We start from the raw sequence: 21,928 nt of genomic DNA, 5'->3' as shown, positions 1-21,928 counted from the left end.
TGTGAAAAGTAAAATATCTATTGGACTCCTTGTGATTGCTTTTATTTTTCAAGCTTCTATCTTCCAGGTGCAAGCGAAAGAGTTTGACTATAAATCAAAGGAATTCGAAGCGGCAGCCTCTCAATTCATGTGTACATGCGGCTGTGGACAGGACCATTTTGAGTGTGACCCTAAGACTTGTAATCTAACTATTGGCTTTAAGGAAGACATTGTTGAAATGATGAACAAGGGCTGGGATAAGGACAAAATTCGTGAATACTATGTCAATATTTATGGTGAAGAAATTTTAACTGCTCCTGAAAAAAGCGGGTTCAGTTTGGTTGCTTGGGTATTGCCTTTTGCAGCTTTAGGAATTGCAGGGGTGGCGTTGTTCTTCATCATTCGTAAATGGGTGAAGAAAAAAGGACCGGATGAAGTTACCCCAGAAAACGACATCATTCAGGATGAAGTAGAAGAGGAAATCCTCTCGTCCATGATTGAAGAAGAACGCAAAAAGTACCTTTAGGATGTGAACATAATGCAAGAAATCTCGATCATTTCAATGATTTTTACAGCCGCTCTTGTGCTAATTTCTTTGTTTCTCGTTCTGGCACCATTCTTTTCTTTTGATTCATATTTAAGCTTTGTAAGTAAGGGGCAAGATTCTTCGACAAACAAGGAAGTGCTTTTATCCACTCTTAACGAATTAGAATTTGAATATAAGATGGACAAAATCTCCCATGCTGATTACAAAAATCTAAAAAAACAATATGAAGCACAAGTGGTTAGTATCATGAAGGATGAAGAAGAACAATTGACAGGACAGAAAGTTGATTCGGATTTAATGGCTGAAATAGAAAGTGAAATTGAAGCAACGATGAAGAATTATAAAAATAAAAAGGGGGAAGGAAAGTGATCAAGAAAATCACCGTTTTCCTCCTAGTGCTGCTGCTGCTCATCCCATTAAATGGAATGGCGGCGGCTGAATCACCGATATCAGTTGATATGCATTACCTAGTCGTTAGCCCAGCAGAAGACGGTTCCACCAATATGATGAATATGGTGAACTATACCAATACTAGCGCAGAGGAATTTATAGGCGACGGCACGGGTGAGGCAGTTCTGAATGTCACTATACCGACAGGAGCAACAGGGTTTACTTTTTTAGATAACAAAATTGCTCAGCAACAGGTAGATACAGGATTTATCACAACGGATCCTATTCCTGCTAATCAGACAGTGGTTTTACCATATAGCTATAGAATCGGTAAGGGTGAGGAAATTACTTTAAACTTTGACTATGCTGTTCAAATGATGCAAATTCTTGTTCCAGAGGGAATGGGAAGCATTGAGTTTAAGAATGTTACTGCTACCAATCAAGGTCTTTTTAAAATGGATGATCAAAATTATCAGGGATACAGCGTTGAAGGTGTAGAGGCCAAACAATCGTTTACCATGATTTATGACAAAGATAAACAACCCTCAGCTAATGAAGCCCAAAGTTCTATAGAACAAGGAGCAGGGAAAACGGGTACGAATGTAACAAAAACGGCGCCAGCTTTTCATAACCCTGGTCACCTTCGGATGTGGGCACAATCTCCGCTTCGAACCTTTGATCCTCATGTTTTCTTAATCGTCATGGCGGCCATTATAATTGCTGCACTATCTTATTTTACTTATTTTAGGATGAAGGCTAGGGCGGAAGAAAGAAGACTAGGCGCGGATAAGGAAGAAAGTGCCTTTAAAAATCTAATGGCGAAGCAAAAGGCAATTATGGATAAAATACTCGAGCTAGAAGAAAACTTCGGTGATGGAAATTTATCAGAAGATGATTATCAAGCTAAATTGGCTGCGTATAAACAGCATTTAGTGCAGGTAAAAATGAATTTACGCCAATTCATAGAGTAACAGTCGGAATGCGAGGGATAGTCGATGATTGAAATAAAAAAGCTTACAAAGCAAGCCGACAATAAGTTAATTCTTAGAGGTGTAGACCTTTCAATCAAACAAGGTGAAACCGTCGCCATCCTTGGACCAAATGGTGCAGGAAAGAGTACATTGCTAAAAGTGCTAGCGACATTAATTAAGCCGACATCAGGTCTTGTAAAGATTAACGGATTGGACTTGAAAAAGAATCATATTGAAATTAAAAAAATGTTCGGTTACCTGCCTCATTCCAGCTTGCTTTACGACCACTACACCCCATTTGAGAACCTGGTTTTCTTTGGGAATTTATACGGAGTCAATGATGTTGAAAATAAAGCAAGAAAACTAGTTAAAGAGGTTGGCTTATCATTTTTTATCAATGAACCTGTAAAGAATTTCTCACGCGGGATGATTCAGAGAATTGCGATTGCAAGAGCAATTATTCACGAACCGAAAATCATGATGCTAGACGAGCCGCATACTGGTTTAGACCAAGGTGCAATCAATATCCTAAATAATGTAGTCCTTTCAATGAAAGCGAAAGGATGTACAACATTAATGGTCACGCATGATTTTAAACAAGCAGCAGAAATATGTGATCGAATTATTATTGTGAAAAACGGAAAGGTAGCCGATGATTTTAAAATCATCAATAAATCATTGGAAACAGTCATTGAAAAATATCAGGTCTTAGTGGAGGGAGTTTCGTGATGTTTAAAGCAGCCCTCACAATTGCCAAAAAAGATATTTATTCAGAATTAAGAACAAAGCAAGTTTTAGGGACAATGATTATTTTTGCTGGTTTAGTCATTCTCGTTCTGAGCTTTGCGTTTGACCCTGCAAACAATACGACAAAAGCAGTGATTCCCGGTGCTGTTTGGATTATCATTGTTTTCTCAGGAATATTAGGACTAAATCGTTCTTTGGTTTCAGAACAACGAAATGATACGATGCATGGTTTACTCGTTGCACCAATGGAAGCCTCTAGCATCTATTTAGGCAAGTTCATGGCAAACTTCTCGATGATTCTAATCGTTGAAATTGTTTCGATACCTTTTCTATTTCTGTTATTTGATTTTAAAATGAATGGCAGCATTTTATATTTCTTCTTAGTGCTGTTTGTTGGCAGTTTCGGATTCATTGCAATTGGGACCTTTTTGGCAGCACTTGCTTCCAATTCTAAAAGCAGTGAAATGTTATTACCACTATTGCTTTTCCCAATGACAAGTCCAGTCTTAATTGGTGTAACGCAAGCGACGAAAATTATCTTAACGAATATGGAAAAATTACCGAGTGCCATTGCATGGCTGCAATTGGTTGCAGCCTATGACGTAATCTTCTTTGTTCTATGCTTTTTACTAATTGAGTATGTCCTGGAGGTTTAAAAGATGAGTATGAATCTCGAAAGAGAAAGAGCGGCCCTTCCAATTGAAGAAGTGGCCGAGATCAAAACTTCAATGCTTACCAAAGTTTTATACGCTGGAATGGTAGTATCCATGCTAGCAGCATTCTACTTTATTTTTATGTATGCAGAGATTGAAAAGACAATGGGTGTTGTTCAAAAGATATTTTATATGCATGTTCCATCAGCTTGGGTTGCTTTTCTAGCATTCTTTGTAACATTTGTCTTTAGTATTTTATATTTAGTAAAGCGTAAACGGATTTATGACACCTATGCCTATGTATCTGCAGAAATCGGGGTAGTATTTACAGCTATTGTCTTAACAACAGGACCGATTTGGGCAAAATCTTCTTGGAATACTTGGTGGGCATGGGAACCACGCTTAACCACGACTTTAATTCTATTCTTCCTCTATATGGCTTACCTAATGGTTCGCCAGATGGATGGAGTTTGGGACAAAAAAGCAAGACTCGCAGCTGTCTTCGGGATTATTGGATTTGCCGATGTACCGATCGTATTCTTTGCCATTCGCTGGTGGCAATCAAAGTTCCATCCGATTGTTTTTGGAGATGGTCCATCGCAGCAAGGAGGAGGAATTGCACCAAGTATGCTTGTTGCATTGTTAGTAACGATTGCAGCATTTACCTTCCTCTATGCCTATCTTCTTCATAAGGGCGTATCCTTAGAAAATATGAAAATTAAAGTTGGCCACTACAAAGAAAAATTACGTGAAAGAATAGATAACTATAACTAGGAGGAATTTATTATGGGATTCATGTTTGGTGCATATTCAGTCGTGTGGGTAATTATTTTTGGTTATATGCTTATAATCGGTAAACGTCATAACAGCCTAAAAAAGGATATCGAGTTTTTAAAACAACTGGATAAATAAGGGGTTGTCAGGAGGAAACGGAATGAGCAGACGAGTCATTAACTTACTCGTATTGTTTCTATTGATTGGTATGTTTGGTTTTTTTGGATATAGTTTAGCGAGTAAAGGTGACAATACGGATGTTGGAGACCAAGCCTATAATTTTGAGCTGCCTAACTTAGATGGGACCAATACGAAGCTCTCCGATTACAAAGGCGAGATTATCATTTTGAATTACTTTGCCTCTTGGTGTAAACCATGTGTGGATGAAGCTCCAGAGCTAGAGGCATTTGCAAAAGATTACGGTGATCAGTACAGATTAATTATGATTAACAAGGGCGAAACAAAGGAGCGGGTCAAGAAATTCCTTAAAAAATATAATACGCCAGCGGTATATGTATTTGATTATAATTCTAAAGTTGCAAAAAAATATAATGTAACCGGACAGCCTGAAACATTTGTCATCGATAGACAAGGTGTAATAAGAGAACACTACAATGGACCACTAACTTCCGCACAACTTTATGCAATGGTTAAAAAATATAATCAATAATATTTAAAAAGGATTGAATCCACGTATCATGGTTCAATCCTTTTTTTTATCCATTTATTGAATGATATCGATACTCAGTTGAAATACTTGCTCGGATTAGCAGCTGACCCGGTTGAATAGGTGTTGAGCTGGCTCCTTTAGCAAACGCAACGTGCTGGCTCTCAAATGGTTGGATACTTTCTCCGCCTTCCACGACGAGAATAGGCACAGGATTTAATGTCACTCCTAAAGTATCGGCAATGGTTTTCGCCTTGTTACTTGCATTGTTTAATGCCATGGCAAGTGCTTGTTGGTAAAAAGCATCCTTATATCTAGAGGTGAAATGAACATTTGCAGCATGGTTGGCTCCGTTATCTATTGCCGTATCGACTACCTTTCCAATAAGGGATAAATCATCTATTTTCACCTGCAGAATATGTGTTATTTTATAGCCTTGAAAAATTTGTTTGCCAGAAGAAAAATCATATTCAGGTTCAATTCGAAAATCAACTGTCTTTATCTGATTTTTATCAATCCCTAAGGCAATAAGGGCATGAATTACCTGAGTCGCAATGATCGAATTCTGCTGCTGTGCCTCCATAAGTTCTTTACTATGCGTCACAACTCCAAGATTAACGGTTGCTGTGTCAGGCTGAACAGCAATTTCCCCTTCGCCATACACTTTTATTATATTATTCCTTTTCCGCAGGTTATTACGGTCCCCAGCGTTCGGCATGTACATGATCTTTCCTCCTTCATTATAATGATTATTTTATTCTACTAACTCTCTTATAAAAATAGAATAGAAGAGAATTTTAAAAGAATTGAAATTTTCAAAGTCATAATGCGTTTCGAAAGGCATACATTTTAAATAATGAGACAAGCAACAAGGAGGAACGAATGTGGAAACGATCCTAAAATTCTTACCAAAAAACATTGCAGACATAATCAGTAAAATCCCTCCTAATCAAAAAGATGAATTGGAAGAAATCCGAATTCGTATCGACCGTCCCATCGAAATTATGCTGAAAGGGGCCCCTAAGTTTCTAGCGTATATTATACGACAGGACGATGCTTTCCATTTAATGAATAGGATTAGCCAATTCTCCATCTATACACTTGAGGAAGAATTGAAACGGGGATATATCACTGTTTCAGGAGGTCATCGAATTGGACTTGCAGGGAAGGTAATTCTTGAACAAGGAAGGGTAAAAGCAATAAGGGATATTTCTTCTTTTAACATCCGAATTGCAAAAGAAAAGATCGGAATAGGAGAAAAGATTATACCCTATATTTACAATGGTTCATGGATGCATACAATGATTGTTGGTCCGCCACAAACAGGTAAAACAACATTATTACGGGATATTGCCAGAATTATTTCAACTGGAAGTCATGAAAAAGGCATACAGGCATATAAGGTAGGCATTGTTGATGAACGTTCCGAAATAGCAGGATGTGTAAATGGGATTCCTCAAATGTCGTTCGGCCACCGAATAGACGTGCTGGATGCATGCCCAAAAGCCGAGGGGATGATGATGATGATCCGTTCAATGAGTCCAGATGTGTTAGTGGTTGATGAAATTGGTCGAATTGAGGACGCGGAAGCGATTCAAGAAGCAGTCCATGCTGGTATTAAGCTAATTATGACAACTCATGGGTCTAGTTTGGGAGAGGTTAGGAACAGACCTTCATTGATGAACATTATAGATCAAAAGATTTTCCAACGATTTATTATCCTGAGCAGGTCACACGGTCCCGGAACCATTACACAGATTTTGGATGGTACTGGAAAAGCATTGAGCCAAAAAGTGAGTGTGACCTAAATGGTTAAATTACTTGGGGCCATTTTTATTATTCTGGCTACTACATGGACAGGATTTGAGGCAGCAAAACATTTAAGTGAGCGTCCAAAACAGCTCAGGCAATTAAAATCGGCACTTCAATCGCTTGAGGCCGAAATTATGTACGGGCATACCCCCCTGCATGAAGCAGCAAGAAGATTGGCGGCACAATTATCAAAACCATTATCCTCATTTTTTGAGGGCTTTGCAAAAAAGCTGACAGACACTGAAACAACTGTAAAGGAAGCCTGGGAAGACAGTTTAAAGGAGGTTTGGAAGCAGACAGCCCTTAAACAAGGTGAATTTGAAATTATGAAGCAATTTGGTGAAACCCTGGGTCGGCACGATCGCTTTTCCCAGCAAAAACATATTATGCTAACTCTTTCCCATCTCGAAAGAGAAGAAGCGGATGCGATAGAAAGCCAAGCAAAATACGAAAAAATGGTAAAGAGTTTAGGTTTCTTTTCGGGATTATTATTGATTATCTTATTAATTTAGGGGGAAAAGCAATGGGCTTAGAGGTAGATATTATTTTTAAAATTGCCGGAGTGGGAATTGTCGTTGCGTTTTTGCATACAGTGCTGGATCAAGTTGGGAAAAAGGAATATGCCCAGTGGGTTACTTTATTCGGTTTTATCTATATTTTGTTTCAAGTCGCATCGATTGTAGATGACCTCTTCCAGAAAATAAAATCTGTCTTCTTGTTTCAATAGAAGGGAGGGATCGGCCATTGAAATTATTAAAATAGTTGGAGTAGCTCTTGTCGCAACCTTCCTTGCTTTAATTATAAAAGAGCAAAAACCTAATTTCGCCTTTTTGTTAATCGTTTTTGTAGGCTGCAGCATTTTTCTTTTTTTGGTCGATAAAATTTATGAAATTATTCATATGCTTGAAAAGCTTGCTGTCAATGCAAATGTGAACTTGGTTTACGTTGAAACCATACTAAAGATTATTGGAATTGCTTATATTGCGGAGTTTGCTTCACAAATAACGAAGGACGCAGGTCAGGGTGCGGTGGCTTCCAAAATTGAACTTGCAGGTAAAGTATTAATTCTTGCGATGGCTATTCCGATTTTAACCGTTATGATCGAAACGATTATTAAGCTAATTCCAAGCTAGAAAGGTCAAAACATGAGGTGAAAAATGATGAAGCAAAGGCTGCAGATTATTCCCATTATGATTCTATTATTTTTATTATTTACTTCGACAAGTGTACAAGCTAACGAAGGAGAGGATGTTGGCTCGACACCTCTTTCACCTCAGGAATTAGTAGACGCACAGCTTAAAAATATGGATTTAACAGAGCTAAAACAGTATTGGGAGGATGTCCAAACGAAATATGGCGGCTTCCTCCCAGAAAGCCAAAAAGGGAGTTTGTATGATTTTGTAAGTGGAGATAAGAAGTTTTCCTTTAAGGAATGGACACAAGGAGTCCTAAAGTTCTTGTTTCATGAATTTGTTGCCAATGGAAAATTGCTTGGATCATTAATCCTCCTAACTATATTCAGTATGTTTTTACAATCGATGCAAAATGCATTCGAAAGCAGCACGATTAGTAAAGTTGCTTATTCAATAGTCTATATGGTTCTCGTAATACTTGCACTTAATAGTTTTCATATCGTTATCAAGTATACCAATGAGGCAATTGGGAGTATGATTTCCTTCGTTCTCGCCCTAATTCCTCTCTTATTAGCTTTAATTGCTTCTTCTGGTGGAATCATTTCAGCTGCTTTCTTCCATCCAGTTATTTTGTTTTTAATGAATATTAGTGGAACATTCATGCAATATGTTATTCTCCCTTTGCTCTTTCTAGCAACTCTATTGAGCATTGTGAGTACAATGTCAGAGCAGTATAAAGTGACTCAGCTGGCACAGCTGATTAGAACTTGGAGCATAGGGTTAATGGGCCTCTTTTTAACCGTTTTCCTTGGGGTTATTTCTGTGCAGGGTGCTTCTACTGCGATAACAGACGGGGTAGCAATACGAACAGCGAAATTTGTTACGGGTAACTTTATCCCTGTCATTGGACGGATATTTACGGATGCCGCAGACACTGTTGTCAGTGCCTCTGGATTGTTGAAAAATTCTGTTGGAATTGCGGGTGTAGCGATTTTGCTGATAATTGTCGCTTTCCCTGCTATTAAAATCTTAATGATTGCGTTTATTTATAAATTTGCTGCGGCTATTTTACAGCCATTAGGCGGTGGTCCGGTAATTAAATGTTTAGATATTATTAGCAAAAGTGTCATTTATGTTTTTGCTGCATTGGGTATTGTCTCTCTCATGTTCTTTTTAAGTATCACAGTAATTGTCGCAGCCGGGAACCTCACGATGATGATGAGATAGGAGAGAAAGTGATGGAGTTTTTAATAGAATGGGTTACCAATATTATTCTTTTTATTCTTCTGGCAACCGTTATAGATATGTTGCTTCCAAATACAAGTATGCAGAAATATACAAAAATGGTTACAGGGCTTCTGCTAATTGCCATTATATTAACACCAATTTTTAAGTTAATCTCAAAAGATTTTGAAACAGCGATGGCTCAGATCCCCAGCTTTGAAGGTATAGGAAAAAAAAATATGGAAAATTTAATAGAATTGCAGAAAAAAGAAATACAAGCCTCCAATCATGCATATATTTTAGAAACGATGGCTGTCCAGCTTGAAAAGGGAGTAGAAGAGGAGTTGATGGAACAATTTGGTTTGGAAATTGCACAAATAAAACTAACAACCAAGGATGAAAGTCAAGAATCATTCCCTGAAAATCTTGAAATGGTTACCGTCCGCCTTCAGCAGCCGGAAACAGTCGTTTCGACAGTCGAAGCAATACAACCAGTAAGTATTAATACAGGAACACCTCTTCCATCTAACGATCCAACAGAGGAATCAGAAAAAATCGCCGCATTTCTTTCGCAGCAATGGAATGTAACCGAAAATGCAATTGAAGTCTCGGTTGAAGGGGGGATAAATAAACAGAATGGAAAATAACAACAAAGGACCATTTTCTTGGCTTAAAAACATAGTTTCAAAAGGAGAGAATACAGATAAAAAAGCAGGAAAATATCAATATATGATTCTCGTTCTTTGTATCGGTGCTGCTTTCATGATTGTCGGAAATGTATTGTTTTCTGACAAAACAACTCCTATTGAAAGTCAGGAGGTCAGCAGCCAAGCTCAAACGGAAGATGTGGAAACATTCGGTCTAAAAAAGGATTCAAAAAATAAGACTATCGCTGGTTATGAAGAATCATTCGAGAAGGAGCTGACGACAGCACTGGAAGAAATGCTGGGTGTAGACGATGTAACCGTAGTGGTGAACATTGATTCTACGGACAAGAAGGTGCTTGAGAAAAATACAGTTACAAAATCACAGACAACAGAAGAAAAAGACAACGAGGGTGGGGAGAGAAAGGTTCAAGATACCTCAACAGATCAACAAGTCGTAATCATTCGTGATGGGGAAAAAGAAGTTCCGATTATAGTTGGAGAGATTAAACCAGAAATTCGCGGAGTACTAGTAGTAGCCAAAGGTGCAGAAAACATTCATGTCAAAAAATCAATTATTGAAGCTGTAACAAGATCGCTTGATGTCCCGAGTCATCGTGTTGCTGTTATGCCTAAAAAATAAAAGGAGGATTTACAAATGCTATTGAAAAAACAAACAGTTTGGTTATTAACAATGTTAAGTTTGGTGGTCGTATTATCCGTTTATTACATTACCTCTCCTGAACAAAAAAGCAATGAACTTGCAGCAGTGAAACAAGAAGAAAAAGCTGATCAAAAGGAAATGAAAACAGACACGAAAGCAGGTGCGAAAACAGATACAAAAACAGATACAAAAACAGGTACTGAAGCCAAGGATGGGGATACTGTTATTTCTCAGGTTGCTGGTGATGAAGAATTTGAGGCACTTCGTTTGAAGCTTCAAGATGAGCGCAGTGAATTAAAGGAACAATTAAATACTGTTGTTGCTTCTACGGACCTGCCAGCTGATGAAAGAAGCGAAGCAGTTGACCAAATGAAAAAATTAAATGAAATTGCCCAAAAGGAACAAATGCTTGAAACACTAATTAAAGCAAGGGATTATGAAGATGTCCTCGTTAGAGCTGATGGATCGACTGTTAAAATTATTGTAAAGTCTAAAAAGGAATCTTCTAAATCAGAGGCAAATGCGATTATTCAAATGGTAAAGAAGGAAATTGGTGAAACGAATTATGTAGCGGTTGAATTCCAGCCTACTAAATAAGTTTTAAAAAAGGAGAGCCGGCTGGCTTTCCTTTTTTTACTGAACTACGAGAAGAATATTGAACTTTAATAAGGTATTAGCGTATAGTATTAGTAGTTAGTCTTAATCTTGCGACACAAGGAGTGTTTAGATTGTTAAAAGTACAAGAAATTCGCGAATTAATAAAATTAGTTGACCAATCCAGCATTGATGAATTCGTATATGAAAATGAAGGTTCAAAAATTAAAATGAAAAAAAATGCTGGGACGACGGTTGCTGCCATACAACCCGTTTCGCAATCGGCGGCTCAAGCGGTACCAGTAATCCAGCCGGCTGCACCAGCAGCACCTGCTGCTGCACCTGTCCAAGAAGCAGTGCAGGCACCGGCAGATAATGCTGCAGCTGTTCAAGTCGATACATCGAATTTACACAAAATAACTTCCCCAATGGTTGGTACTTTTTATGCTTCACCAACACCAGAGGATGATGTGTATGTAAAGACTGGTTCCGTGGTAACAAAAGATTCCATTGTATGTATTGTTGAAGCAATGAAACTTTTCAATGAAATTGAAGCTGAAGTAAATGGTGAAATTGTTGAAGTTCTTGTTAAGAATGGTCAATTAGTAGAATACGGACAGCCTTTATTTTTAGTGAAGCCGGAATAAGGAGCGATAACTTGATGATAAAGAAACTGTTAATTGCCAATAGAGGAGAAATCGCGGTAAGAATTATTCGTGCCTGTCGGGAAATGGGAATAGAATCTGTTGCTGTATTCTCCGAAGCAGACCGTGAAGCGCTCCATGTACAACTTGCAGACGAGGCATATTGCATTGGGCCAACATTATCAAAAGAAAGTTACCTAAATGTAACCAATATCATTAGTGTAGCAAAACTAACAGGCTGTGATGCTGTGCACCCTGGTTATGGGTTTCTAGCTGAAAATGCAGACTTTGCTGAACTTTGCCGTGAATGTAATATTATCTTCGTAGGACCAAGTCCAGAAGCAATTACAAAAATGGGAACAAAGGATATTGCAAGGGAAACCATGCGCCAAGCAGGTGTTCCGATTGTACCCGGTTCAACAGGTATCATTCATGATATCGACGAGGCTCTTGAACTTGTGAAAGAGATCCAATACCCTGTAATCATTAAAGCTACAGCTGGCGGAGGCGGTAAGGGTATCCGTGTAGCGAAAAATGAACAGGAACTCATCAAGGGTATTTCGATTACACAGCAGGAGGCTTTAACTGCATTTGGTAATCCTGGGGTGTACATAGAAAAGTATATTGAGGATTTCCGTCATGTTGAAATACAAGTTGTAGCTGATACCTATGGAAATACGATCCATTTAGGAGAAAGAGACTGTTCTATTCAACGAAGACTTCAAAAGCTACTGGAGGAGACACCGTCACCTGCATTAGATGGAGAAATTCGTGCGGAAATGGGAAATGCTGCTGTAAAAGCTGCAAAAGCAGTTGATTATTCAGGTGCAGGAACTGTAGAATTTATATATGACTACCGCAATCGTAAATATTATTTTATGGAAATGAACACAAGGATACAGGTGGAGCACCCTGTAACTGAAATGGTCACAGGAATTGATCTTATAAAAGAGCAAATCAAAGTTGCCTCAGGTGAGAAACTATCGGTAAATCAACAGGACGTTACGTTTACGGGCTGGGCAATGGAGTGCCGAATCAATGCAGAAAATCCGGAAAAGAATTTCATGCCTTCAGCTGGGAAGATTCAAATGTATTTACCTCCAGGCGGCTTTGGTGTTCGAATTGATTCAGCTGCATATCCTGGTTATACGATTCCTCCTTATTATGATTCCATGATTGCGAAGGTCATCACATATGGGAATAGCAGGGAAGAGGCAATCTCACGGATGAAACGGGCACTTGGTGAATTTGTGATCGAGGGTGTTCATACGACCATCCCGTTCCATTTAAAATTACTTGAGCACGAGAATTTCGTTGAGGGACAATTCAATACAAAGTTTCTTGAATTACATGATGTGATGAAGTCTAGCTAAAATCAGGAGGTGTACTTTATGAGCGAGTATAATGTATTGGAAATGAATCAAGAAAACAATGGTCATGGAAAAGTGGAAATTGCACCTGAAGTAATAGAAGTAATTGCTGGTATCGCTGCTTCCGAAGTTGAAGGGGTAGCACAAATGCGCGGGAATTTCGCGACTGGTGTGGTTGAACGGTTAGGAAAGAAAAACCACGGTAAAGGTGTTAAGGTTGAATTGTCGGAAGAAGGAATTAAAGTAGACGTATACTGCTTAATGAAATTCGGCGTTTCAATCCCTACAGTAGCGGGAAAAATACAGGATAACATTCGCCAAGCCTTACTAAATATGACAGCATTAGAGGCTGAGGCAGTGAACATACACGTTGTCGGTATCACGTTTGAACACCAAAAACCAGAGCCAGAAGTGGAAGAAGAAATTTAAAAATTAGACCAAAGGAGCTGATCCTTTGGTTTTTTTTATTTGTGAAGGACAAAACTGGTTAAGGGTGCAATCGAAATGTCCTTCATCCTGGGCATGAAGGACAAAACTGATTAAGGGTGCGATCGAAATGTCCTTCATCCTAGGCATGAAGGACAAAACTAATTAAGGAACCAGTCGAAATGTCCTTCATACCAGCCATGAAGGACAAAACTGATTAAGGAACCAATCGAAATGTCCTTCATACCAGCCATGAAGGACAAAACTGATTGCAGGAACCAATTGAAATGTCCTTCATACTAGGCATGAGGGACAAAACTGATTAAGGAACCAGTCGAAATGTCCTTCATACCAGCCATGAAGGACAAAACTGATTAAGGAACCAATTGAAATGTCCTTCATACCAGCTATGAAGGACAAAACTGATTAAGGAACCAGTCGGAATGTCCTTCATCCTAGGCATAAAGGACAAAACTGATTAAGGAACCGGTCGAAATGTCCTTCATACCAGCAATGAAGAACAAAACTGATTAAGAAACCAATCGAAATGTCCTACATCCAGCTAATGAAGGACAAAACCGATCAAGAAACCGAAAGAAATGTCCTTCATCCCCGGTATGAAGTAAAAATCGCACAAATTTTGCTCATTCGTAATATGTCCACTGGTGTACACCTGTAATTTTTAAATTCTTCCCCAATATCCTGCTTATTCTTTTCCTAGAATCCACTATGCCACACCAATCACGAATAACATTTGTCGTGATTTTCTGCTCCGGAAACAGAAGCTTGAATTCCTCTACATGGCGCATAACGGCAACCGTTACTAGCTCTTGGCATCCACATCTATCACAGATTAATTTATGTCCAACTATCGTCACTGAAAATGAGTCACATTTGCAGCAGGTCATCCCTTTTTTCATCGTCTCAAACTTATAGGCGGGCAGCTGGAATTTTGGCGGATCTAATTGGTGCAATGAAATGAGCTTGTCCGCCAGGTTTTTATGTGACTGATTAAGCCGAGATGACTTCTGATCTAATTTTTTCATAAACTGGTCAAGCTGGGTAGGAAGTATACAAGGCAGATTAGGTGGAGTTTGGAACAATGTAAACTGGGGATTAATGAAAATAACATACGCCTCAACAGTAATTTTACTTCCGAGAGATTGAAGAAGCTGGCTCAGCAATAACTTACTGCGTTTTAGTTGGTCTAGCGGATTCTGGAATTCCTTTCCTGAGAGTGTTTTAAAATATTCAGAGTCATAAACGTATTCTCCTTCAAAATTTTTAATATCGAAAAGGGAATAGGTCTCTTGAAAAATTAGAGATGAATCAAGTTGGAAACGGGATTTGTTGCTCTCAAGCTGCAGATCATTCAAAATATGACAGTCACGTTGGAGTTTCTCTGTTAATACATCAAACTGCACTTCCCCTTGAAACCCTTTCTCTTGGTTTAAATAATACCTATGCTCATCTTCAGTTAATTTTATCCGTTTGTTCAAAATTCGTAATTTCTTTAATACCACTGGTTCAACTCTCGCTTTATATGCATTTTCCACATCACACCTCCTTTCACCCCCCCATCATATCGAAAAATTAGAATAAAAAGAGTATGAAAATGTTATCAAATTCCGAAAATTTTAGGCTCTTCTTTTAATTTTAGGGTTTTAGTATACTTCATCTAGGTAAAAATAAGTTCTTACAGTGCGAATCGTTTTGAGTTATGCTATTATCTTTTTATGTACAAAACAGTAATATGACATGGTTGTATAAAATTTGACAAAAATTAATTACTACCTCTAAAGGAGTTAACGGTATAATGAAAAGAAGAACAGCAAGGGAAAAAGCGTTGCAAGCCCTTTTTCAAATCGATGTAAGTAACACAGATCCAAAATCTGCAATTGAACATGTTTTGGAAGGGGAACAAGGGGACGACTATTTAGCGAATCTTGTTCTGGGAGTTGTCGAACAAAAAAATGAAATAGATCCGTTAATTATAGAACATCTTGAAAAATGGACACTTGATCGTTTAGCAACGGTAGACAGGAATTTATTAAGAATCGCTGTGTATGAATTAAAATATTCCCAAAATGAAATTCCTACAAATGTCATTTTAGATGAAGCAATTGAAATTGCTAAAATATACGGTGATGAACAATCAAGCCGATTTATTAATGGTGTACTTTCGAAAGTGAAAGAAAAACTTTAATTGCTTTAATTTGAATAGGGGGAAACAAAATGACCGCTACGATTATTGATGGTAAGGAAATTGCTTCAAAGAAAAAGAAAGAAATTGCACAGGAAGTCCAAAAGTTAAAGGAAGCAGGGGTTACTCCAGGGCTAGCTGTTGTGCTTGTTGGAAATAATCATGCCTCTAGAACCTATGTAACAAATAAAGAAAAAACCTGTCGAGACCTCGGCATGCACTCAGTGCTAATTGAATTGCCAGAAGAGGCTTCACAGGAAGAATTACTTTCTAAAATAGAGGAACTAAACGGAGATTCAGCCATTCACGGTATTCTTGTTCAGCTCCCTCTTCCAAAGCATATCGATGAGATAAAAGTAATTGAATCAATTTCACCACACAAGGATGTAGACGGGTTCCATCCTATAAATATCGGGAGAATGATAACAGGTCAAGATGCTTTCTTACCATGTACACCCTATGGAATTATGGTCCTGCTAGAAGAAACTGGAATATCTGTGGCAGGTAAACATGTAGTAGTAGTGGGAAGAAGTAATATTGTTGGCAAGCCAGTAGGTCAATTATTCCTTAACCAGCATGCAACTGTAACGTATTGTCATTCTAGGACAAAGGATTTGCAATACCATACATCACAAGCCGATATCGTTGTTGCAGCGGTAGGTATAGCCAACTTTATTAAAGCGGATCATGTAAAAGAAGGTGCAGTCGTAATTGATGTAGGAATTAACCGAAATGAAGCAGGTAAGCTTTGCGGCGATGTGGCTTTCGATGAAGTAAAGGAGAAAGCGGGATTTATTACCCCTGTTCCAAAGGGAGTAGGTCCAATGACCATTACGATGCTTATGTATAACACGCTTAAATCAGCAAAAAATACGCTGCGGTTCTAATAAGGAGTTTGTAATGCAGGAAAAAAAGTATTTAACTGTGCTGGCATTAACGAAATACATAAAAAGAAAATTTGATGCTGACCCTCATTTACAGGATGTCCATGTTCGAGGCGAAATTTCAAACTTTAAACAGCATTCGAGCGGCCATATGTATTTTACATTAAAGGATGAAAAAGCGCGCATTCTTGCTGTTATGTTCTCGAGCCAATCACGGATGATGAAATTTTTGCCGGAAAATGGCATGAAAGTGGTTGTTAAAGGGGATATTTCTGTCTATGAACCAAGTGGTCAATACCAAATCTATATAAAAGAAATGCAGCCAGATGGAATCGGAGAATTATTCTTAGCCTATGAGCAGTTAAGAAAAAGACTTGAAGCAGAAGGTTTATTTGCGATAGAACAAAAAAAGCCCATTCCTAGTTACCCTAAAACTGTTGGGGTGATTACTTCACCAACAGGAGCAGCCATACGTGATATTATCACGACAATTAAAAGACGCTATCCCATTGCTAATATTCTTGTTTTTCCAGCACTTGTGCAAGGCGAAAATGCAGCAGCCTCGATTGCACGTGCGATAGAAAAAGCAAATAAGACGAGTGAGCTAGATACTCTTATAGTTGGGCGTGGAGGCGGCTCGATTGAAGAGCTATGGGCATTCAATGAAGAACTAGTTGCCAGAGCGATTCATCAATCTGCACTTCCAATCATTTCAGCTGTTGGGCATGAAACAGATTTTACAATTGCAGATTTTGTGGCCGATATGCGGGCACCGACACCTACTGCTGCGGCGGAGCTGGCCGTTCCACATATTGATGAATTGATGGAAAGACTCATGCAACGGAAAACTCGATTACTTCAGTCTATGAATGGAAGAGTTCGCTTTGAAAAGCAGCGATTAGACCGTGTACGCCGATCCTATGCTTTTCGGTATCCGCACCGTCTTTATGAACAAAAGCTTGAACAGGTAGATAAATTAACGGAAATGCTTGTTCGAGGTGCTTCAAGATTGACAGATGTAAAGAAATCACAACATGAAACTGTTCATAATCGTCTAATTCGAAACCATCCTAGAGTAGCACTAAGAGAAGCAGAGAGCAGTTTGAGCCGCTCGCAAAGAGATTTGCAGCGTGCAATGGAACAAATTCTTTTAAAGAAAAGTACCGAATTTAAAAGAGTCATATCAACTCTTTCCGCTCTAAGTCCATTGAAAATAATGGAACGTGGATACAGTCTCGTTTATTCACAAGAGAATGTGCTAATTAAAAGTATTAAACAAGTTAATGAGAACGAACCAATTCAAATTCAATTAACAGATGGCAGCCTTCTCTGTAATGTACAGAACATAAAGGAGAGCGAAAACCGTGACGAATGAACAAAAGGTTTCCTTTGAGGAAGCAATGAATAAGCTGGAGCAAATTGTGGATAAGCTTGAAGAAGGAGATGTCCCATTAGAAAAGGCCATTGCCTTTTATAAAGAAGGGATGGAGCTGTCCAAGCTTTGTCATGATAAGTTAAAAAATGTTGAGGAACAATTAACACAGATTATTACGGAGGATGGCCGTAAACAAAACTTTACGATCGAGGAGGAGGCATAGGCTTTGAATACGAACGTTCTCAATGCTTTTATACAAGAACATAAACAACTGCTTGAATCAGAGCTTCAAACCTTGGTGGAAAAGCTGAAAGCACCTCCTAATATTAAAAAAGCCATGCATTATTCTCTTGACGCAGGCGGGAAGAGAATCAGGCCCTTATTGGTGTTTGCTACCCTTGCCGCCTTTGGGAAAGATCCTAAGATCGGACTTAAGGCTGCCTCAGCAATAGAAATGATTCACACCTATTCATTAATTCATGATGATTTACCAAGCATGGATAATGATGACCTTAGAAGAGGTAAGCCCACGAATCACAAAGTGTTTGGTGAAGCAGTCGCTATTTTAGCAGGTGATGCATTATTAACTTTTAGCTTCGAGGTAATTGGAACAATTCCCAACGAAATTGCTTCGAATGAAACCAAACTAAAATTAGTAATGGAGATGGCCAAAGCAGCTGGCAGTGAAGGAATGGTTGGCGGGCAGGTGGCAGATATGGAAGGCGAGGGAAAAAATCTTACTTTAGATGAGCTTGAGTACATCCATATCCATAAAACAGGAGCGCTTTTAAAATACAGCGTCATTGCAGGTGCATTGTTAGCAGAGGCAAATCAATTCCAACTTGAAAATCTATCTGCTTTTGCCCATCATCTTGGTCTGGCTTTTCAAATCCAGGATGATATCCTTGATATAGAAGGAAATCCAGAATTACTGGGTAAACCAGTTGGAAGTGATACCACTAATTATAAAAGCACCTACCCTCAGCTTTTATCACTAGAGGGTGCCAAGCAGGCTTTACAAAAACAATTAGAACTGGCTAAGCAATACTTAGAAAAAACAGGCCTTACAACTAATCTGCTCCATGAAATTGCAGATTTAGTCGCTTCGAGAGACCACTAGAATAACTGGTATTTGAACAACAACGTAATTGTGTTATAATTGTTGTCAATGTAAAGAACGTTGTCAATGCCGTTACCACTTCTTGTGTTAGCGGCTATTTTTTACTATAGATTGTTTTGTTAAGATTGTTGTTAAAATCTTAAAGCCGATTTTAACTTATAAAAAGTTATTTTGAGCTTATGAACTAAGTTTCATGCTCTTTTCTCATAAATTATCGCTATTCTGAAATTAATTCTCATTCAACTGATTTTACCTCAAAAAACAAATACATTTGAGAAAAGAGCGTTACTTTGTGAAAACCGAAAGAAAGTGAGTGGTCCAAACATGGATCTGTTATCAATAAAAGACCCTTCCTTTTTAAAAGGGATGTCAAATCAAGAATTGGAGGTTTTAAGTCAAGAAGTACGCCAATTCTTGATTGAAAAGCTGTCTGTAACTGGAGGCCATATTGGACCGAACTTAGGTGTCGTCGAATTAACAATTGCCTTACACAAATGTTTTGACAGCCCCAAAGATAAACTGATTTGGGATGTAGGGCATCAGTCATATGTTCATAAAATACTAACAGGCAGGGCTTGTGAATTTGATACATTGCGTCAATTCAAAGGATTGTGCGGCTTCCCGAAGAGAAACGAAAGTGAACATGATGTTTGGGAGACTGGTCATAGCTCTACTTCACTTTCAGCAGCAATGGGGATGGCAATCGCAAGAGATCTGAAAAAGGAAAATTCCTTTGTTATACCAATCATTGGTGATGGTGCGTTAACAGGTGGAATGGCCTTAGAAGCATTAAACCATATTGGTCATGAAAAGAAGAACATGATTGTGATTCTTAATGATAATGAAATGTCGATTGCCCCAAATGTTGGTGCAATCAATAATATACTCGGTCAATTAAGAACAGCTGGAAAATATCAATGGGTGAAAGATGAATTAGAACTGCTCTTGAAAAAGGTACCTGCTGTTGGAGGTAAACTTGCAGCAACGGCCGAACGTATAAAAGACAGTTTGAAATATTTATTTGTTTCCGGCATGTTCTTTGAGGAAATGGGCTTTACTTACTTAGGTCCCGTTGATGGACACGATTATGAAGCATTATTTGAAAACTTCCGTTATGCCAAAAAAACGGAAGGTCCAGTCCTTCTTCATGTTATCACGAAAAAGGGGAAAGGTTTCCGCCCTGCTGAGACTGATACAACAGGCACTTGGCATGGAACTGGTCCTTATAAAATGGATACTGGCGATTTTGTTAAACCGGCAAAGAAAATGCCGCCAGCTTGGAGCAGCTTAGTAAGTGAAACGGTTCGCAAACTTGCTCGACAGGATGAGCGGATTGTGGCAATTACACCTGCTATGCCAGTTGGGTCAAAGTTAGAGGGATTTGCAAGCGAGTTTCCGGAGAGAATGTATGATGTTGGGATCGCTGAACAGCACGCTGCTACGGTTGCTGCTGGATTGGCGACTCAAGATATGAAGCCGTTTTTAGCGATTTACTCAACATTCTTACAAAGGGCTTATGATCAGGTTGTTCATGATATTTGCCGTCAAAATCTAAATGTTTTTATTGGTATCGATCGTGCCGGATTAGTGGGAGCAGACGGTGAAACACATCAAGGCGTGTTTGATATTGCCTTTTTAAGACATGTACCTAATCTTGTTTTAATGATGCCTAAAGATGAAAATGAAGGACAACATATGGTGAACACTGCCATTCAATATGATAACGGTCCTATTGCGATGAGATATCCACGTGGAAATGGTTTAGGGGTTCCAATGGATGAGAAGCTTATGAGTATTCCAATTGGTACATGGGAGGTCTTAAAAGAAGGCGAGGATGCCGCTATTTTAACTTTTGGTACAACAATACCAATGGCTCTTGAAGCGTCAGAAATTCTTGAGAAACAAGGGATTTCTGTAAAAGTTGTGAATGCTCGCTTTATTAAGCCTTTGGATGAAAATATGCTTAACCAAATATTCTTAAAAAATATCCCTGTCCTGACCATTGAGGAGGCTGTACTACAGGGGGGCTTTGGAAGTTCTGTCCTTGAATACGCACATGACCAGGGGTATTATCATCAAGCAATTGACAGAATGGGAATCCCTGACCAATTTATTGAACATGGAGATGTGAATTCACTTCTTGAAGAGATTGGGATGACTACTTCTGAGGTTGTTAATAGGATAACCATACTTGCACGAAAAAAACAAAAAAGGGCATAACCAACCTATGAAGAACAAAGAACGATTAGATGTGTTATTAGTAGAAAGAGGATTAGCCGAAACCAGGGAAAAAGCAAAACGGTCGATTATGGCTGGACTCGTTTATTCAAACGAAGAGCGTTTAGATAAACCTGGAGAGAAAGTAAAAATAGATATACCTCTTATGATTAAAGGAAATGCACTTCCTTATGTCAGCCGCGGTGGTCTTAAGCTGGAAAAGGCTTTAAAAGTTTTTGATGTGTCGGTTAAGGATAAGACTATGCTTGATATCGGTGCTTCTACAGGTGGATTTACGGACTGTGCCCTGCAAAATGGTGCTAAAATGTCTTACGCTCTGGATGTTGGCTATAATCAGTTAGCGTGGAAGCTCCGTCAAGATGAACGCGTAGTGGTAATGGAAAGAACGAACTTTCGATATGTAACACCCACAGATTTAACAGGAGAAATGCCTAATTTTGCAACTATCGATGTATCTTTTATTTCTTTAAAGTTAATTTTACCTGTCTTAAAGACACTTCTTGTACCTGACAGTGATATTGTTGCACTTGTTAAGCCGCAGTTTGAAGCTGGTCGTGAGCAAGTTGGGAAAAAGGGAATCGTTAGGGATGAGAAGGTACATTTACAGGTTGTTAATAAAATTGTCAATTTTTCCGTTGAACAAGGATATAACGCGGTTAATTTATCTTTTTCCCCTATAACTGGCGGAGATGGGAATATTGAGTTTCTCCTCCATCTTAAATGGACAGGAGAGCAGGAACAAGGTCAAAATTTACTACCAATCGAGCCTTCTCAAATTGTAAAGGACTCACACCAAGAATTTAAATCTAAACAAGATGTGGAAGGATAAGCCTATGTGCTTATCCTTCATTTTGTTATGAGTATTTTTT

At 38.6% G+C, this 21,928-nt stretch carries 28 protein-coding genes; 26 read left to right on the top strand and 2 right to left on the bottom strand.

What is annotated here, in order from left to right; genetic code table 11:
• Position 1: 1 nt before the first annotated feature.
• The 8 genes from AC2TFD_RS21965 to AC2TFD_RS21930 are packed head-to-tail and all read left to right on the top strand — an operon-like array spanning position 2 to position 4,731.
• A complete protein-coding gene (locus AC2TFD_RS21965) occupies positions 2-505 on the top strand; it encodes a cytochrome c-type biogenesis protein (protein ID WP_335511299.1) in 504 nt (167 codons plus the stop codon).
• Positions 506-517: 12 nt separating this feature from the next.
• The gene (locus AC2TFD_RS21960) at positions 518-895 is read left to right on the top strand and encodes a hypothetical protein (protein WP_335568432.1); all 378 of its coding nucleotides are present in this window, start codon (positions 518-520) and stop codon (positions 893-895) included.
• Positions 892-1,887 carry a hypothetical protein gene (locus AC2TFD_RS21955; protein WP_484673951.1) on the top strand — a complete coding sequence of 332 codons (996 nt, stop codon included), beginning with the start codon at positions 892-894 and terminating at the stop codon, positions 1,885-1,887. The genes AC2TFD_RS21960 and AC2TFD_RS21955 overlap by 4 nt, the downstream gene beginning before the upstream one ends.
• 24 nt (positions 1,888-1,911) lie before the next feature.
• Complete coding sequence (locus AC2TFD_RS21950) at positions 1,912-2,616, top strand: ABC transporter ATP-binding protein (protein ID WP_335568430.1); 705 nt, start codon at positions 1,912-1,914, stop codon at positions 2,614-2,616.
• Positions 2,616-3,290, top strand: a complete 675-nt coding sequence (locus tag AC2TFD_RS21945; protein WP_484676357.1) for a heme exporter protein CcmB — start codon at positions 2,616-2,618, stop codon at positions 3,288-3,290. Before AC2TFD_RS21950 ends, AC2TFD_RS21945 begins: the two co-directional genes overlap by 1 nt.
• A 3-nt stretch (positions 3,291-3,293) precedes the next feature.
• Positions 3,294-4,061: a cytochrome c biogenesis protein gene (locus AC2TFD_RS21940; protein WP_335511289.1), complete on the top strand. Its 768-nt coding sequence runs from the start codon at positions 3,294-3,296 to the stop codon at positions 4,059-4,061.
• A 12-nt stretch (positions 4,062-4,073) separates the two neighbouring features.
• Entirely contained in the window at positions 4,074-4,199 is a 126-nt protein-coding gene (locus tag AC2TFD_RS21935) for a CcmD family protein (RefSeq protein ID WP_335511287.1), read from the top strand.
• Between the two features lie 22 nt (positions 4,200-4,221).
• A complete protein-coding gene (locus AC2TFD_RS21930; RefSeq protein ID WP_335511286.1) occupies positions 4,222-4,731 on the top strand; it encodes a TlpA family protein disulfide reductase in 510 nt (169 codons plus the stop codon).
• Between the two features lie 46 nt (positions 4,732-4,777).
• Here the strand turns inward: AC2TFD_RS21930 and AC2TFD_RS21925 are convergent, their stop codons facing one another.
• On the bottom strand, positions 4,778-5,452 hold the full coding sequence (locus AC2TFD_RS21925; protein WP_335511284.1) for an SIMPL domain-containing protein: 675 nt from the start codon (positions 5,450-5,452) through the stop codon (positions 4,778-4,780).
• 160 nt (positions 5,453-5,612) lie between these two features.
• Here AC2TFD_RS21925 and spoIIIAA point away from each other — a divergent pair, with 160 nt between their 5' ends.
• The 11 genes from spoIIIAA (at position 5,613) to AC2TFD_RS21870 (ending at position 13,242) form a co-directional block, all read left to right on the top strand.
• A complete protein-coding gene (gene spoIIIAA, locus AC2TFD_RS21920; protein ID WP_484673950.1) occupies positions 5,613-6,536 on the top strand; it encodes a stage III sporulation protein AA in 924 nt (307 codons plus the stop codon).
• Positions 6,537-7,052: a stage III sporulation protein SpoIIIAB gene (gene spoIIIAB, locus AC2TFD_RS21915; protein WP_335568427.1), complete on the top strand. Its 516-nt coding sequence runs from the start codon at positions 6,537-6,539 to the stop codon at positions 7,050-7,052.
• 11 nt (positions 7,053-7,063) lie between these two features.
• Complete coding sequence (gene spoIIIAC / locus AC2TFD_RS21910) at positions 7,064-7,267, top strand: stage III sporulation protein AC (protein ID WP_007084610.1); 204 nt, start codon at positions 7,064-7,066, stop codon at positions 7,265-7,267.
• A gap of 16 nt (positions 7,268-7,283) precedes the next feature.
• Positions 7,284-7,673, top strand: coding sequence for a stage III sporulation protein AD (spoIIIAD, locus tag AC2TFD_RS21905; RefSeq protein ID WP_095247152.1), 390 nt, complete (start codon positions 7,284-7,286; stop codon positions 7,671-7,673).
• 27 nt (positions 7,674-7,700) lie between these two features.
• Positions 7,701-8,900 carry a stage III sporulation protein AE gene (gene spoIIIAE, locus AC2TFD_RS21900; protein WP_335511280.1) on the top strand — a complete coding sequence of 400 codons (1,200 nt, stop codon included), beginning with the start codon at positions 7,701-7,703 and terminating at the stop codon, positions 8,898-8,900.
• A gap of 11 nt (positions 8,901-8,911) precedes the next feature.
• Positions 8,912-9,544 carry a stage III sporulation protein AF gene (gene spoIIIAF / locus AC2TFD_RS21895; protein ID WP_335511278.1) on the top strand — a complete coding sequence of 211 codons (633 nt, stop codon included), beginning with the start codon at positions 8,912-8,914 and terminating at the stop codon, positions 9,542-9,544.
• The gene (gene spoIIIAG / locus AC2TFD_RS21890; RefSeq protein WP_335511276.1) at positions 9,534-10,184 is read left to right on the top strand and encodes a stage III sporulation protein AG; all 651 of its coding nucleotides are present in this window, start codon (positions 9,534-9,536) and stop codon (positions 10,182-10,184) included. Before spoIIIAF ends, spoIIIAG begins: the two co-directional genes overlap by 11 nt.
• A 15-nt stretch (positions 10,185-10,199) precedes the next feature.
• Entirely contained in the window at positions 10,200-10,802 is a 603-nt protein-coding gene (locus AC2TFD_RS21885; protein WP_484673949.1) for a SpoIIIAH-like family protein, read from the top strand.
• A gap of 131 nt (positions 10,803-10,933) precedes the next feature.
• Positions 10,934-11,446 (top strand): acetyl-CoA carboxylase biotin carboxyl carrier protein, encoded by a 513-nt coding sequence (accB, locus tag AC2TFD_RS21880; RefSeq protein ID WP_335511273.1) that lies wholly within the window; start codon positions 10,934-10,936, stop codon positions 11,444-11,446.
• Between the two features lie 14 nt (positions 11,447-11,460).
• Positions 11,461-12,816 carry an acetyl-CoA carboxylase biotin carboxylase subunit gene (gene accC / locus AC2TFD_RS21875; RefSeq protein ID WP_335511271.1) on the top strand — a complete coding sequence of 452 codons (1,356 nt, stop codon included), beginning with the start codon at positions 11,461-11,463 and terminating at the stop codon, positions 12,814-12,816.
• Positions 12,817-12,834: 18 nt separating this feature from the next.
• Entirely contained in the window at positions 12,835-13,242 is a 408-nt protein-coding gene (locus tag AC2TFD_RS21870; protein ID WP_335511269.1) for an Asp23/Gls24 family envelope stress response protein, read from the top strand.
• Between the two features lie 641 nt (positions 13,243-13,883).
• On the opposite strand, the gene AC2TFD_RS21865 is transcribed toward AC2TFD_RS21870, so the two are convergent.
• Positions 13,884-14,795 (bottom strand): nuclease-related domain-containing protein, encoded by a 912-nt coding sequence (locus tag AC2TFD_RS21865; RefSeq protein WP_484673948.1) that lies wholly within the window; start codon positions 14,793-14,795, stop codon positions 13,884-13,886.
• A 260-nt stretch (positions 14,796-15,055) separates the two neighbouring features.
• Between AC2TFD_RS21865 and nusB the strand changes: the two genes are divergently transcribed.
• The 7 genes from nusB to AC2TFD_RS21830 all read left to right on the top strand — a co-directional run bounded on the left by nusB (position 15,056) and on the right by AC2TFD_RS21830 (position 21,888).
• Positions 15,056-15,445 (top strand): transcription antitermination factor NusB, encoded by a 390-nt coding sequence (gene nusB, locus AC2TFD_RS21860; protein WP_335511265.1) that lies wholly within the window; start codon positions 15,056-15,058, stop codon positions 15,443-15,445.
• A 29-nt stretch (positions 15,446-15,474) separates the two neighbouring features.
• The gene (folD, locus tag AC2TFD_RS21855; protein ID WP_335511264.1) at positions 15,475-16,329 is read left to right on the top strand and encodes a bifunctional methylenetetrahydrofolate dehydrogenase/methenyltetrahydrofolate cyclohydrolase FolD; all 855 of its coding nucleotides are present in this window, start codon (positions 15,475-15,477) and stop codon (positions 16,327-16,329) included.
• A gap of 13 nt (positions 16,330-16,342) precedes the next feature.
• Complete coding sequence (xseA, locus tag AC2TFD_RS21850) at positions 16,343-17,701, top strand: exodeoxyribonuclease VII large subunit (protein WP_335511262.1); 1,359 nt, start codon at positions 16,343-16,345, stop codon at positions 17,699-17,701.
• Positions 17,691-17,924 (top strand): exodeoxyribonuclease VII small subunit, encoded by a 234-nt coding sequence (locus AC2TFD_RS21845; protein ID WP_335511261.1) that lies wholly within the window; start codon positions 17,691-17,693, stop codon positions 17,922-17,924. The genes xseA and AC2TFD_RS21845 overlap by 11 nt, the downstream gene beginning before the upstream one ends.
• Positions 17,925-17,927: 3 nt before the next feature.
• Complete coding sequence (locus tag AC2TFD_RS21840) at positions 17,928-18,821, top strand: polyprenyl synthetase family protein (protein ID WP_484673947.1); 894 nt, start codon at positions 17,928-17,930, stop codon at positions 18,819-18,821.
• Positions 18,822-19,145: 324 nt separating this feature from the next.
• Entirely contained in the window at positions 19,146-21,041 is a 1,896-nt protein-coding gene (gene dxs, locus AC2TFD_RS21835; protein ID WP_335568425.1) for a 1-deoxy-D-xylulose-5-phosphate synthase, read from the top strand.
• A gap of 7 nt (positions 21,042-21,048) precedes the next feature.
• On the top strand, positions 21,049-21,888 hold the full coding sequence (locus tag AC2TFD_RS21830; RefSeq protein ID WP_335511254.1) for a TlyA family RNA methyltransferase: 840 nt from the start codon (positions 21,049-21,051) through the stop codon (positions 21,886-21,888).
• Positions 21,889-21,928 lie beyond the last annotated feature (40 nt).

It is taken from the genome of Neobacillus sp. plas4 (genome assembly GCF_057221695.1).
Note: the sequence above shows the minus strand (reverse complement) of the source record. Positions and strands in the feature narration are given on the sequence as shown.